General features: G+C 45.7%; 10 protein-coding genes. 3 read left to right on the forward strand and 7 right to left on the reverse strand.

The features are described from left to right. Window positions 1–102 precede the first annotated feature (102 nt). Together QUB64_RS16165 and QUB64_RS16170 are read right to left on the reverse strand one after the other, a co-directional pair. Window positions 103–867: a class I SAM-dependent methyltransferase gene (locus QUB64_RS16165; RefSeq protein WP_333271730.1), complete on the reverse strand. Its 765-nt coding sequence runs from the start codon at window positions 865–867 to the stop codon at window positions 103–105. A 521-nt stretch (window positions 868–1,388) separates the two neighbouring features. Then, window positions 1,389–2,402, reverse strand: coding sequence for a S66 peptidase family protein (locus QUB64_RS16170; RefSeq protein WP_333271727.1), 1,014 nt, complete (start codon window positions 2,400–2,402; stop codon window positions 1,389–1,391). Window positions 2,403–2,475: 73 nt separating this feature from the next. Between QUB64_RS16170 and QUB64_RS16175 the strand changes: the two genes are divergently transcribed. The 3 genes from QUB64_RS16175 to QUB64_RS16185 all read left to right on the forward strand — a co-directional run bounded on the left by QUB64_RS16175 (window position 2,476) and on the right by QUB64_RS16185 (window position 7,147). After that, window positions 2,476–3,909, forward strand: a complete 1,434-nt coding sequence (locus QUB64_RS16175) for a carotenoid oxygenase family protein (RefSeq protein WP_333271725.1) — start codon at window positions 2,476–2,478, stop codon at window positions 3,907–3,909. A gap of 462 nt (window positions 3,910–4,371) precedes the next feature. After that, window positions 4,372–5,196 (forward strand): SDR family NAD(P)-dependent oxidoreductase, encoded by an 825-nt coding sequence (locus tag QUB64_RS16180; RefSeq protein WP_333271722.1) that lies wholly within the window; start codon window positions 4,372–4,374, stop codon window positions 5,194–5,196. A 196-nt stretch (window positions 5,197–5,392) separates the two neighbouring features. Then, window positions 5,393–7,147: an asparagine synthetase B family protein gene (locus QUB64_RS16185; RefSeq protein WP_333271720.1), complete on the forward strand. Its 1,755-nt coding sequence runs from the start codon at window positions 5,393–5,395 to the stop codon at window positions 7,145–7,147. 261 nt (window positions 7,148–7,408) lie between these two features. Here QUB64_RS16185 and QUB64_RS16190 read toward each other — a convergent pair whose 3' ends face one another. From QUB64_RS16190 to QUB64_RS16210, 5 genes are all read right to left on the reverse strand, one after another. After that, window positions 7,409–8,719 (reverse strand): hypothetical protein, encoded by a 1,311-nt coding sequence (locus tag QUB64_RS16190; RefSeq protein ID WP_333271717.1) that lies wholly within the window; start codon window positions 8,717–8,719, stop codon window positions 7,409–7,411. A gap of 16 nt (window positions 8,720–8,735) precedes the next feature. Next, on the reverse strand, window positions 8,736–9,965 hold the full coding sequence (locus tag QUB64_RS16195; RefSeq protein ID WP_333271715.1) for a diaminopimelate decarboxylase family protein: 1,230 nt from the start codon (window positions 9,963–9,965) through the stop codon (window positions 8,736–8,738). 152 nt (window positions 9,966–10,117) lie between these two features. Next, window positions 10,118–11,953, reverse strand: a complete 1,836-nt coding sequence (locus tag QUB64_RS16200; protein WP_333271712.1) for an asparagine synthetase B family protein — start codon at window positions 11,951–11,953, stop codon at window positions 10,118–10,120. Between the two features lie 33 nt (window positions 11,954–11,986). Then, window positions 11,987–12,613, reverse strand: a complete 627-nt coding sequence (locus tag QUB64_RS16205) for a DUF3859 domain-containing protein (protein WP_333271709.1) — start codon at window positions 12,611–12,613, stop codon at window positions 11,987–11,989. Between the two features lie 234 nt (window positions 12,614–12,847). Continuing rightward, a partial coding sequence (locus tag QUB64_RS16210; protein ID WP_333394121.1) for a CHAT domain-containing protein occupies window positions 12,848–14,990 on the reverse strand: 2,143 nt, incomplete at its 5' end.

Here is a 14,990-nt window from a genome sequence, read left to right on the forward strand (position 1 = left end):
TTAATGCTTAGTATTTTTTGGCGATCGCTTGTTCGGATTAATACGGCTTATGTCCCTTGACAAAAATCAGAAAAAATGGTAATTAATTTGTTTTCTTTGCTACTAAATTTGAGATTGTTTTTCAAACACCATTAAATGCTGCTGGGGTAACATATCTTTTGTCTCTTTCCATACTAAACCGACGGCGGCCATTTCTTTTTTAACCTGCCTCTGCGTCATTTTGTGCAAACCTTTAATGGGAATCAGCGGATTTTCGCCCCGATACTCGATCGATACCGTGCGGCCTCCCGGTTTGAGTGCTTTGACGATTCCTTGCATCATTTCTCTGGGATAGGCAAATTCGTGATAGGCATCCACCATCACCACTAAATCCACGCTGTTTTCCGGTAAATTCGGATTGTCGATACTTCCCAAAATTGGCTCTACATTAGAGATGTTTTTTTCTTGTTTGTTCAACTCAATAAAATTGAGCATCTCCGGCTGCACGTCAACTGCAAAAACCTTTCCGTCTGGAACTAAGGGGGCGATGCGAAAGCTAAAATATCCGGTTCCGGCTCCAATGTCTGCTACAATGTCGGTTGGTTTTAAATCGAGATTGTTGACTAAGCGAGCGGATTTTTCTTCCATGCCGCGGGATGGTCTTTCCAGCCAACTGGCGCCTTGATATCCCATGACTTGGGCAATTTCTCGACCCATGTAAAATTTACCGATTCCGTCTGGATTGTGGATTGTTCGCTGCTGATAAATTGTATCTTGGTTGGCGATGTCGCTGGCTTGTGCTGCTGTGCAAGCGTTCTGCGATAACAGGCAAATTATTGTTAAGATGATTGCTGTTAATGGTTTAATTAATTGTGCGGCTTTGTTCACTGTATTTCGTGTTTTTTATTTGGTATTTGAATGTTTGCTTGCGAGCGGGTGCAAAATCTCGAATTACTATCAAACTCTGCGATTGCTTTCCTACGGATCGCTCCGCTAACGTGCCTCGCAATGACATATAGCGGTTCGATCGCGTGGTGAGGTATGCCCACGGAACCCACGGAGGCCACGGAGCCCACGGAGCCCACGGAGGCCACGGAGCCCACGGAGCCCAGTCGTACCTCCTATGGGAGCTCGAAAGGCTATAATTAAGCACCGACCCTCTAAAAATCTGTCACCCGCAGTTACAATCGTTGAATAAACAACCCTCCCTTTCACTCCGCCCCTAAATTGTTCTGTAACAAAAGTTTTGATAAATGATCTTACAAAGCTTTGCTACAAAATAAGTGTTTTTTTACACAGGCCCTTCAATAACCCAGGTGCGTCGCTATGAGATTGTCGATATTTAGTTTGGGCTTTTTTAGGGCGACGCACCCTACAAATTAGATTCCAGAATATCGGAGTTAGACTCATTAATTGACGGCGGATGATAATAATTTGATTGTACCAGCATTTGCATCAATTTCGACTTCTTTGCCGATCGGCAAAGTGAACTTATCCCGAATGTGTCCCACCATCGAACCGTACCAGGCGGGAATATTCAAGGGGCGGATGCGATCCGTCAAGACTTGAGACAAGGTGAGGGACTCTTGCGGCTTTTCAGCCTCGCACTTGGTGCACTGTCCGAAAACAAAACCGGATATTTTATCGAGAATGCCCGCTAATTGGAGCTGCGTCAACATTCGATCGATGCGATAAACCTCTTCGCTAACTTCCTCGACAAACAAAATACTGTTTTCCCAATCCGGCAAATAAGCTGAACCGATTAGTGTTGAGATTACCGATAAATTGCCGCCGATGAGTTTTCCCCTAGCTGTGCCGCGCCGGATGGTTTCAACGGGCATACTTGTGGAGTTTTGCATGGTCACAGAACCTCCGTCAAACAAAACTTTTTTGACGTAATCTACTGTAAAGGGACTCCAACTCGATACACCTAAAGGGCCGTGAAAAGTAACTATATTAGTTTTAGCATGAATTGCCAATAATAGGGCAGTAATATCGCTGAATCCCATAATAATTTTGGGGTTGTTGCGGATTATATTGTAATCTAGCAGTGGCAAGATGCGACCGCAGCCCCAGCCGCCCATCCCGGTAAAAATAGCTTGCACTGAGTCGTCGGCAAAGGCTGCGTTGACATCGGCGGCGCGATCGGCATCTTTGCCTGCTAAGTAGCCGTAGCGGTCGTAAAAATGCTGTCCTAGCTTAACTTTCAAACCCAGGTTATCCAGAACTTTAAAAAATTGCTGCACTTCTTTTGCGTAGTTGAAGGCGGCAGGATTGATTAAAGCTACGGTATCGCCGACTTTGAGGCGGCGCGGCTCGATCGCACTTTTGGACAATAGGTTGTTTTGGGCGATCGGCAAAAGTTGACTACCAATAGCAGTCAGCCCAAAAGTTCTGAGCAGATAACGGCGCGGGAGAGTCATAGGTGTTAGGTGATTTGTGCTATAATTGTATAGCAAAAGTTCTGCCAGCTCAGCTTGAAATTGCCAATTTCCAATGAAAACAGCCAGTAAAATCTCAGCTAAAAAATCCTGGGCTAAATCTTTAGCCCTACCTGCTGCGGAGTTTCCGCTAACTCAGCTATCGGTTAAAAGTGGTAAAATTCCCGAGGGATTGCGCGGCAGTCTTTACCGCAACGGGCCGGCACGTTTGGAACGCGGCGGCGTTGCTGCGGGACACTGGTTTGATGGCGACGGTGCAATTTTGGCGGTACATTTTACTGATGTTGGTGCTGCTGCTGTCTATCGCTACGTGCAAACAGCGGGATATCAAGCTGAAGAAAAAGCTAATAAATTTCTCTACACTAATTACGGCATGACTGCACCTGGCCCTGTGTGGTTGCGGTGGAGCAAACCTATTAAGAATGCTGCCAATACTTCTGTTTTAGCTTTGCCCGATCGCCTTTTAGCATTATGGGAAGGTGGCTTGCCTCACAGCCTCGATTTGCAAACTCTGGAAACTCAGGGAACGGACGATTTAGGCAGTTTAGAGAGTGGATTAGCTTATTCTGCTCACTGCAAGCGCGACCCGATTACTGGGAATATTTTTAACTTTGGAATTAGCAGCGGTGCGAGTCCAAAGTTGAATTTGTATAAAAGCGATTTGACGGGCAAGATATTGCAAAAAGCAACTGTTCCTTTAGATGGAATTTCCCTGGTACACGATTTTGTTTTGGCGGGAAAGTATCTCATATTTTTTGTGCCGCCGGTGCGACTCAATTTTTTGCCAGTGTTAGCTGGAATTAGCAGTTACGGCGATTCCTTGGAATGGAAACCAAAGTTAGGAACGCAGATATTAGTTATTGACTCTGAAACTCTCTCTTTAGTCAGTCGCGGCGAAACCGATCCTTGGTTTCAGTGGCATTTTGCTAACGGTTTTGTCAGCGAAGATGGTGAGGTGGCGGTAGATTTTGTGCGCTTGGCTGACTTTAAAACTAATCAGCGACTGAAAGAAGTGGCGACTGGTGAAACTCACACCAATGCGGAGGGTACTCTTTACCGAGTGCATCTCAATCCTCTGACGGGGAAAGTGACAGGAATAGAAGAATTGTTGGATAAAGCTTGCGAGTTTCCTGTTGTACCTGCTTCAGAAATCGGGCAAGCGTCGCGGTATATCTATTTGGCAATGTATCGGCCTGATGTTGATATTGTACCGGAACGTTACGGGGCGATCGCCCGTTTGGACACGCAAACCCGCAATCTCACAATTGCAGACTGCGGCGAAAATCGCTATCCCACTGAGCCCATCTACGTTCCCGATATTTCGTCGGAGAAAGGTTGGATTTTGACAGTTATTTACGACGGCAATTCTGATAGCAGCGAAGTCTGGATATTTGACAGCGACGGACTTAATCGCCCCCCTGTTTGTCAGCTAGAATTGCCCGGTGTCATACCTTTGGGCTTTCACGGCACTTGGAAACCCGCAGTCTGAGAAGTTTGTAAAGAAGTGTTGCTGAAGATTTATTAAAAATTGTTGCAGCTTCTTGCTCCCGTTGTTAAGGTGTGTGTAGAGAAGAAATTCTCATATCTAGGAGGTGTGCGATTCATGCTCTACATTTATCAAATGTTCTGTGCCAATTCGGGCGAATAGAATTCGCGGCTACACAGGCAAAGTCCGCCTTCGCGAGACTCAAGAAACAGGGGAATCAAGCCAGATTGGGTATGATTTCCACCTTGTTTTCCCATCTCAGGTTTGTCTGCTTGAATGAGGTTTAGCAGCCAGATTTCTGACAAATTTCTGGCAAATTTCTGGCAAATTTCTGGCAAACCAAAAGTTTAGTTCAACTCACGCGCACGTTGGGGATTCAAAAGTTTTGAATTAACTCCACAAAATTCATAACTCGCAACTTATAAATCCGTGCGCGGTGAGCTTCAAATTCAGAGGGTTTAATCTATGCAGCTTCAAGGAAAGACAGCTCTAGTTACAGGAGCTTCGCGCGGTATTGGGCGATCGATCGCCCTTGAATTAGCGCGGCAAGGAGTCAAACGTTTGGTGATTGTAGCGCGCAACCGCCGGCAATTAATTGAACTGGCAGAGGAAATCGATGTTTTTGGTACAGAAGTCGTGCCGTTAGCGTTGGATTTAACTCAGTCAGTAGCGGTGAATATTGCGATCGCCCAAGCTTGGCGAGATTGCGGCCCAATTCACCTGCTAGTCAACTGTGCTGGCGTCGCGCACCAAGCATCATTCTTGCGATCGCCACTACCGTTAATTGAGGAAGAAATCGCCTTAAATTTGCTGGGAACATACACAATTACCCGATTGATAGCTCGGCGAATGGCGGCTCAAAAAGACGGAACAATCGTCAATGTTTCCAGCTTGATGGGCAAAATTGCCGCTCCGACAATGGCGACGTATTCTGCTACGAAATTTGCCATTTTAGGATTCACCCAAGCTTTACGCAGCGAGTTAACTCAGTACAATGTTCGAGTCACAGCTTTGCTACCATCTCTCACAGATACCGACATGGTGCGAGACTTGGAGCAATTTCGCTGGGTAGTACCGACAACTCCCGAAAAAGTTGCCCTCGCCCTTGTCGCGGGTTTGCACAAAGATGCGCCGGAAATTTTGGTGGGATACCAAAGTCATTTAGCGGTTTGGTGTCACCGTATTGCCCCTTGGTTGCTGGATTTTGTGTTGCGGATGGCGACTCCAGAGCTTCGCGATAAAGCGCGGAGCGATCGCAAATTGCGGGAGGCCTTAGCTAGCGGGCGATAAACTTTTTTCGGTTTGTAGTGAGGACTTTAGTCCTTATGAATGCGGAAGGGAGTCCTCACTACAAACCTGCGAATAGAATTCGCAGAGTTTACGAGCACACAAACGATGTCCGCCTCCGCGGACTAAGAAAGAAAGCGAATGATTGCACATTTTTGGTAAGATTGATATTATTGAGAATAATATTAAGCTCGCAAAAATGAACAATATAAAATCATTCCTCAATTATAAAGGTAGCCAAAAACAGAAAATATCAGTTCCTCCAAATCCTCTGGTTGAATTTGCGTCAAGTTGGCGGATAGCTTGGGGGAAAATAGATGCGATCGCAGATGATGCAGCGTGGCGAGAAAATCAAATTGCGATTATTTGCTCTAATCCTAATGTTCAGATAGTTCTCAGTCCCTCAGAAAAATTTGTGATTGTTGGCGATATTTGGCTGAGCAATCGATCGCAATTGCTGGAAAAATTGGGGATTTCTGCGAGTAGTTGGCAGGGGTGCGATCGCCAATTAATCGCTCAACTTTGGGAACGCTGGGGCGTTGAATGCTTGCCGCTGCTGGCGGGTATGTTTGCGTTTGCTGTTTGGGATAGGGAATTGCAGGTGTTGCGGCTGGCGCGCGATCGCACGGGGGCGCGAACTCTTTACTACACTAATGTTGGCCCGACTCGCTGGATTGCTCCTCAACTGCGGGCGATCGCACAATATCATTCAAGGGATCTCGACCTCGTAGCCCTGCGAGATTACCTGTGTTGTTCGTTCGTTCCGGGCGATCGTACCCTCTGGCAGCAAGTCCGAGAACTGCGTCCAGGAAGCGTTTTAAGCTTGCCTGATGAGACAATTTCGGCCTACTGGGAACTGCGAGAACAAGTTGTCGAAGCTGAACAATCTTTAGAATGGCACGGCGCGAGATTGCGCTCTCTTTTAGATGAAATTGTCCGAGAATATTTGCCAACAAATCAACCTGTAGGCGTGTTTCTTTCCGGGGGGTTAGACTCTAGCTGCATCGCCGCCTTAGCTGCTCAATTTTGCGATCGCCCAATTCACACTTACTCAATTCATTTTGGCGAAGAATGCGCCAACGAATTAGAGTTTTCCAGTCTCGTCGCCGAACACTGCCAAACTGAACACCACATTTTAGAAATTAGCTTTCGGGATATGTGGGAAAAGTTGCCAGAGACGATCGCATATTTAGACGATCCGATCGGCGATCCGCTGACAGTGCCAAACTTGTTGTTAGGAAAAATGGCGCGAGAATCAGTCGAAGTTGTCCTGAACGGCGAAGGCGGCGATCCCTGTTTTGGCGGCCCCAAAAATCAACCGATGCTAATGAATAGCTTGTACAATTCGGTCACTAATTTGGATGCGCTACCAGCATATTTACTGTCATTTCAAAAGTGCGCTGCGGATTTGCCTCAACTGTTAAAACCGGAAATTTGGGCAGCAATGCAAGCAGAACCTTCGGTATTTAGTGCGGATTTGAATGCTAGCGGCAATTATCTGAATCGATTAATGGCCTTAAATATCAAATTTAAGGGGGCAGACCAGATTTTGACCAAAGTGAACAACTTGACTCAAGCTGCGGGCTTGCACGGGCGATCGCCCCTATTTGACCAGCGAATTGTTGATTTGAGCATGACAATTCCGCCGGAGTACAAACTGTCGGGAGTTGTGGAAAAAGCTGTGCTCAAACAAGCGGTGGCAAATTTGCTGCCGGCTCAAATTTTGGACAGGCCCAAAAGCGGGATGCTAGTTCCGGTACAGTTGGGATTTAAGAAGTTTTGGCATCGGGAGGCTAGACGTTTATTGCTGTCAAAAAAAGCTGCTATTGCTCCTTATTTTAATCAATCTTTAATTGCTCAATGGTTAGATTATGAAGGAGATACTTGGGGGCGTTACGGCGTTAAGTTGTGGTTGTTGACGAGTTTAGAACTTTGGCTACAAGGTAATAAGTAAAATCAAATAAGGTTTGTAGTGAGGACTTTAGTCCTTCCTCAGAATTTCATTAAGTAATATCAAATAAAGGGGAGCATCTCATCTTTGCAAAAACGATATTTCTTTATAGTGCTATCCCCGCACAGCACTACAAATACAAAACTGAGATAAGGTTTGTAGTGAGGACTTTAGTCCTTCTTCATAAAATTCTGAGGAAGGACTAAAGTCCTCACTACGAACCTATTTAATTGCGATCGTGACCGTGGCAATGGTATAATGACCTCAACCAAAACTATCAACAACATAGATAGAACTCTCCGTACCACCTAACAAAATTAAACTACTATCATCGCTACCCACATCTCGACTCCCAGCAATTCCTCGATTCAGAATCTGAATCAATTTTTGAGGACTAAACGATTCCAATTCCACATAATTACCTAATTCCAACCATTTCAATTCATCAGAAAATAAATCTTGGCGAATCTCTGCTGGTAATTGTGCAGCATCTTGTGCATTTTGCTGGGAACTTAGAACAAACATACTGCCGCCACCTGCAATAATTTGCCTTGGTAACAATCCGATATCAATAATTATCGCGCTGTTATCTGGGAACCAATTAGGACTCGTGCGTAGGTGGTGAACTAAACCAAGTCCTTTGGGACTGCAATCGTGCAAAGCGTAAACTTTTAAATCTGGATTGCGGCGCAGCATTTCCATCGTTGTGTCGAAGATACTTTGAGGATATCCGGTAATGCTGAGGACTGCACAATTGTTTTCAAAGTGAAAATTGTTGGCGATTAAGAATTGGGCAATTTCCGGGCGATCGCACACAACCAATCTGTCAAAACTGTAAGCGCTGACATCAGGGCTAACGGCGGCGCTTGCGTTTAAATCGCGAGGAGGCGGCAGCATTCTGGTGATGGTGTTAATTGCTGTCCAAGTATTAATCCAGTCTTGAAACTGGTTTGAGTCAATAGTAAATTTTTGACTGTTTCCCAACTTTCTTTTGATTTCTCTGCTTCCCAAATACATAGCTAATATTCCGAGACCACAGCTAACTAAAAACAGCAGATAAGAACTGAATAATAGACTAATACCGATTCCGCAGACCAAAACTATTTTTCCCCAATTTTGCAAATTCTTGGCAAAGGTCTGGCGTTGTTTGTAGAGATACTTGCTAGAACGGCTAGCAGTAAAAGTTTTTTCAATCAATACACTATTTACCACTAAGAGCGCAAAAATAGCTAATCTACCTCCTGCGAGCGGTATCATTCCTGATGTGAAAATAGCCAAGAAAACCAATATATTAGCACTTAAATATCCTGGTATTGTATAGAATAACGTGTCAGAACTTTTTAGGCTAAATCGCTTGTCTAAAAGGTAAAATAACTGTCTGGAAGTAAAAAACAGTGTATCGTTAACAGAAATATCAGCGATCGCCTTTGCAAACATGGGGTCAGTTATTTTGACACCAGTCATAGCAGTCGGTTCAAAAGCAAACTGATGATTACATTTTTTACAGCTACAGCGACCGCCCCAGGTTGTGCGGTCTTTTAACTTATTATCAGTTCCACATTTAATGCACTTCATAAAAATCTCCTAGTGATTATTCAAAAACTTGATTTGCTAACAAAACGCTGTAATCTTCTCTGTGGCGAATTAGCCGATGCCCGCCATTTTCTAATAGCACTTCCGCAGGTTTGGGGCGGTGCAAAAAGTGCGACGACATCGCATAGCCGTAAGCTCCCACATCTAAAATACCGAGAATTTCTCCAACTGTCAAAGCTGGAAGTTGACAGTTTTTTCCCAAATAATCCCGCGAATAAGTCGTATTGCCACAAACATCGGTAAGATGTAAAGCATCCCGGCAATTCCAGGTACAAATCTCTCGATAACCGCCGTGAACCGATGGTACTGACAGATTGGCAACAGTCGTATCTACACCGACAATTTGTTTGGCTTCCTGCCATTTTGTGGAGACAACTTGAGCGAGCAAAGTAGCACATCCCGCTATGGCGGCTCTTCCTGGTTCAATTATTAAGTCAATTTCGCGGTCTAGTTGACTAATTTTGCTGGTTAATTCTGCTCCAAATAGCTCCCAGTCAAAGGCTGTACCGCCGTGGTAAGGATAGCCAAAGCCGCCTCCAAAATCGAGATATTCCCAATCTGGCAATTGCTGGGCTGTGGCAATTATCGTATCAATTACTTGGGTAAAAGCTGCCGTAGAATTAGTGCCGGTGCCGCGATAAAAATGCAAGCCGCTGAGCTTTAATCCGGCTGTTTTGGCGATCGCAATTGCTTCAGTCAATTCGGCCGATCGCACTCCAATGCGACTGTCCCCCGTTAATTCGGGCAAATTCAGCCTCAAACCCATACTGGGCGGTTCTAAAGCCTGTTGGTTTTCCCTGAGAGATTGGTACACTTCGCAGCACAACTGCAATTGAGCGAGACTGTCTAAATTCAGAGTTTTTACCCCCCATTTGAGAACTTGTTCCATCTCATCTCGGTGCAAATTGCTGCCGCTGTAAACAATTTTTTGGGGTGCAAAACCTGCCTTGATTCCTAAATAAATATCTCCCGGTGTATTGGCGTGCAATCCCCAGCCGCAGTCGCGAAAAATTTGCAGCAGGGCAATGCTACCGTTGGTGACGCTGGCAAAACAAAATTGAGTTCGCGGATAGTCTATTGCCTTGGTAATGCGAGCAATAGTCCGGCGCAAAATATCGCTTTGATAAACGTACAGCGGCGAACCGTAGGTAGCTAATAACTCTTGGGCTAGGGCAAGAGTAAAAGGCGGTTGTTTGAGTATTGATTTGCGATCGGTAATTGTTTGCATAATGGTAAAGTAGGTGTTTGTTCAATAAAATTACTCACGGATGGTCAGAAACCGGGTTTTTTTACGAAAATTATGCGTCGCAGCCCGGAGATTAGGTGAAAAACCCGGTTTCTTTGGTCTTGATGTATAATTCCTGTAAACAGTATGGGATTTTATTCTGCCCACCGTTGGCGGTAATTCCAAACCTGGCGAGGCAACCAAAACGGATGATTCCAAGATTTTTGTTTTACGTCTTCACGCCAAATTTGCGATCGCCAAATTTGCCACATCACCAACAGCCAAATCAGTTCACCAATGCGGCGCCCTTGAATTCCCGCTGCGAATTTGCCGGAGATAATTTGAGCCGCTAAATCTGGTTTCCAGTGTTTCTCTGACAGCAACAAGGCGGGATTCAACCAATCACCGATTTGATGCCAAAATTCATTAAAACACCAGGAGGTTAACGGCACCCCCATGCCGCGCTTTTCCCGCCAAACTATGTCCGCAGGCAACCAATTTTCTACCGCCCGTTTGAGGATGTATTTCTCGCAAGCGCCCCGCAAACACAGTTCTCCCGACAGTTTAAACGTCCAGTCAGTGAGGGCAAAATCGCAAAAGGGCGATCGTACTTTCAGGCCAAAAGCCAAAGCCAAATTAGCAGCGCGCGGATGGATGTTCTGCGCCCCTTTGAGCATCAAACCCGCGCGGCGGAGGCGGTGCAGCAAAGACGTGCCCCCAGCAGGATTAAGAGCCTCTAACAGCCAATCTTGAGGGTGCACATTCTGAATTTGAGTGTAACATTCCGGCTGGTAAACTTTAGATTCGTATCCCCACATCCGGTGAAAAGTTCGCAGGTATTGCAGGGCAAAACTTTCGTCTCCGGCGGGATTTGCTGCTTGATAAACAGCCGCTGCAATCAGGGGTTTATTCGTCCAGCCCGCAAATAACTGATCGCCGCCTTCGCCGTTAAAAACGATCGCACATTCTTGACTGGCAGCTTCATTTAACAGGTACAGCGGGACTGTAACTCCGTCACCAAAGGGCAAATCTAAAGCTTTCACAGCAGAATGCAAAACTTGTTTAATCCGGCGGGGATTCGCATCTACTTTGACTAAGGGAATGTTCAGCGAATCGGCAACTTGTTGGGCCCAAGGATATTCGGGAATTCCGGCCTCGCCAAAGTCGAGAGTATAAGCGCGGACTTTGACTCCGGCTTTGACTAATAATGCTGCGACTACTGAAGAATCTAAACCTCCTGATAGAAATATTCCGACCGTTTCATTACTATTTATATCGAAATTTTGACGTTCAACGGCATCTTTAAGTAAGTCTTGTAATTGTGTTATTGCTTCGGTTTCGTCTTGTTTTTCTTCTGAACTTTCTCGCCATTCTAACAAGCGTTTGGATTTGGGTTCATAAATGACACCGCTATCTAGATCGCACTCCCAGGTCAATTCTGTTCCGGCGGGAACTGCGAACACATTTTTGACGGGAGTTAAGGGAGTTGGAACGTAGGAAAAACAGCTATAACCGTACAAGCCTGGAATACTAACATCGGGTTTTTCGCAAATATTTAACAGCAGTTGTAAACTAGATGCAAACCAAATACTCAGCTCGATTTGCATCCAGTAAAGCGTTACTCGCCCGAAGGGTTCTCGTCCCAAAATTAGGCAATTTTCGCGAACATTTACCCAGGCATCAGGTAACATAAAACCGTTGGTTGATGGATATGTCGATAGTCCAGATGCTGAGAGGGCGCAGATTTGCCAAGTTTTATCGCCTTTTTTGGTTCGCAAGTGTTGCGGGCGATCGCACTCCGTACTGGCTACATTCCAAATTGGGTGATTTTCGCCGCCTGCGTTGGAGAAACTGGACGAATCCTCGGCTTTTTGAACTGGGATTTCTCTGGCAGATTGGCCGATCGTTTTCGCCAGCAGCGCTTCCAATTTATCGCGAGAATCGCAGCCCCAGTATCCTACAAATTGACGCGGTTTGTTTGTTTTTTTCATGTTAAAATTTATCCAGAGGCGAGTTTTTTAGGATTATTTAACTTCAAAAGACGTACTACCGATCGCCCGATTTTCAAGGAACATTTTAACTTGCCAATTTCCGGGAGCCGCAGCAGTACCAATTTTGTAACGACAGTGAGTATTCCAGATGGATTTGTCGATTTCGCGAGTTTGATAGCGGTTGTGTTTGACAACTTGACCGCTGGGGTCAATCCAATCGCAAGATAGCGACAGTCTCTTGCCTAAAGGTGCATCTTTTAAGGTGACGCGGTAAAATATTTCTGGATTATTGGGGCGGGAAATAACTGTCAAATTGTCGCCGTCATCCTTCACTGAAGTTATGCGGTTTTGTTGAATTGAAACGCGGGCGATCGCTTGTTCGTTTTGGTAAATGTAGAATCCGGTAATTGCGATCGGTACAACCCCAACCACCACCGCTAACAATCCAACAATCCACCGATTGCGTCGCTGCTTCCTGGCCAACGCTTCCCGGCGCTGCAACTGAATTAAAGCCTCATCTAGCAACTCGGGAGGCAAGCCCAATTCCTGCAAAATTTGTGTGACTTCTGCGGAATTAACTTCAGATTCCCGAAGGTTAGAAAGGCGTTGTACTTCAGATACTATTTGCGTTAGTTGAGTTGGAGTCAGTCGATTTTCCATATATTAAGACGCGGTAGGATTTTTTCATGAATGCTGCTTACTAACACCAGTTAATTGACATAGTAAAACAGCCTGAGCTTAAAGTCAATTCATAAAATTCATAATTTTGAGTTCATAAAAGTCATATAGATCGTTTTCCTTCGCACTGAAGACTTTATGGTGCGTAATTTTTAGAGATAGTACGCAAAATTATGGTTGTTTCCCATGACGCACCCTATGCGATCTAAAATCGGATCATTTCCATTCTCCCTGAAGGGTAAAAGCCGCCCAATAATAGGGCGATTGCCATTTTTTATCCTGCAACATTTCCATCTGCGCCGCCCTCAAAGCTGCCGCTGGTGCTAACTTTTCTTGCAGCATTTTATGATAAAACTTTTGCATTAACACCGCCGTACCTTCATCGTCTACACTCCACAAACTCACCGCTACCCGCTGAGCGCCCGCATACATAAAACCCCTCGTTAATCCCACCATGCCTTCGCCTTTGATATTTTGACCCATTCCGGTTTGACAAGCACTCAAAACTACTAAATTCGCTGCTAGTTTCAAGTTAAAAATATCGGTGAGACGCAAGAAGCCATTGACAGGATTCCCCTTGTCATCTACCATCGACATCAGAATGCCTGAGAGTTCGGGATTTTCACTGTTTGCCATACCGTGGGTCGCGAAATGCACGATTTGATAATTGGCTAAATTGCGATCGGTGGCGGTAGCGCGACTGGCTGCAAAATCCAAGCTTTGAACTCCAGAAGCGGTCGGAACTAACGCGAAAATTATCTTGGCTTCGTCGCGGGTAAAGGGGAGGCGTTTGGGCGGCCATGCCATACTAGAACTACGGAGCGATCGATTTAAACCGAGGTTGTTTGATTCTAACTTTTCGGTGTTTGCTGGGATAATTTGTCCTTTGACTCTTTCATCATTCTGGCTGAATACTGGATCGGCTAAAATTGCTAAAGTTTGGTTGGGCGGTTTTCTGTCTGCGTAATTTTGCCGCAGAATGGCGAGAGTTGAGGCGGAAGGCAGGGTAATAATTTCGTGTTGGGCAATTAAGGGAAGATTGGCATTTTCTCCGGCTGTTTGTGGCAGAGTTAATGCTGTAAATGGAGTATAGTGCAGTACGCCATCGGGAACAATTAATAAGCGTTTTTGTCCTAATTGGGCGGCGGCTGGTTGTATAATTAATTGACTCAAAGCTGCACTAGATAAAGCAACTTTCTGCGGTATATTTCTGTAACGGGCATCGGTTGCAGTGTCTCGGAAATTCTTGGCTGCTATTTCGATGTCGGCGCGTTTTGGGAGTTCGTAGCTGGTGAGTTCTTTTGAGGTGACAACCCATAAATAACTGCGGTTTTCGCCGAGGGAATACTGCAATAAAATTGTGTTTTCATCGAGTATTTGTTTTTGGATTTGGGCGAGGGTTAAAGGTTGGGGTTGGGTGAGGGCGGCATAGCGGGGGCTAGTAGTGCGAATTTGAGTTTTGTTCTGCTGGTATTCTTGCAGTAAAGCGAGGCGCTGTTTGTCGATTTCTGCGACTTGAGCTTGGTTGGGGCTGGGGCTGCTGACTAATTGGATGCGGCGTTTTTCAATGGCATCGAGTTGCTGTTGCAGGCGCTGTTCTTGTTGCAGCAATTCGGGGGAGACGCCTTCACGAATGTTGCTGTTAGCTTCTTTGAGGAGTTCGAGGAGGCTGCGGGCTCTGGAACGTTCGCTGGCTTCTAAGGCTTTGGTATCATAGCCTGATTTTGGATTTGTTTTGTACAACTGCATTAACAAATCAATGTAGAATTCGTAGTAGTCCTGTACTGTGGCAAAGTATGAGGTGCGGAGTTCTGGACTGGTAATTTTAGTGCGGAGATTTTCGAGGATTTTGATGGAGGCTTCGATGTCGGTGAGGGCTTCGGTAAGATTTCCGAGATTGCGTTTGGTATAAGCCATGCTGTAAAGTGTGAGAGCTTCCTCGCGGAGATCGCCCGTTGCCCGAAACAGGGGCAGCGACTGGTTGAAATACAAGAGTGCTTTCTGTTTTTCTCCCAAATCATAGTTGACTCTACCGATGTTGTTGAGGGTGACGGCTTCCCCGCTGCGATCGCCCACTGCGCGTGTTAGGGGAAGCGACTGGCTGTAATACTCCAAAGCTTTCTGATTTTCTCCCAAATCATTGTAGACACTACCGATATTGCTGAGGATGGTGGCTTCCCCACTGCGATCGCCCAGGGCGCGTGTTAGGGGAAGCGACTGGCTGTAATACTCTAAGGCTTTCTGTTTTTCTCCCAAATTATCGTAGACAGCCCCGATATTGGTGAGGGTGACAGCTTCTCTCGAACGATCGCCCACGGCGCGTGTTAGGGGAAGCGACTGGCTGTAATACTCCAAGGCT

The sequence above is a fragment of the Microcoleus sp. Aus8_D2 genome (assembly GCF_036702665.1).
Taxonomy (GTDB): Bacteria; Cyanobacteriota; Cyanobacteriia; order Cyanobacteriales; family Microcoleaceae; genus Microcoleus.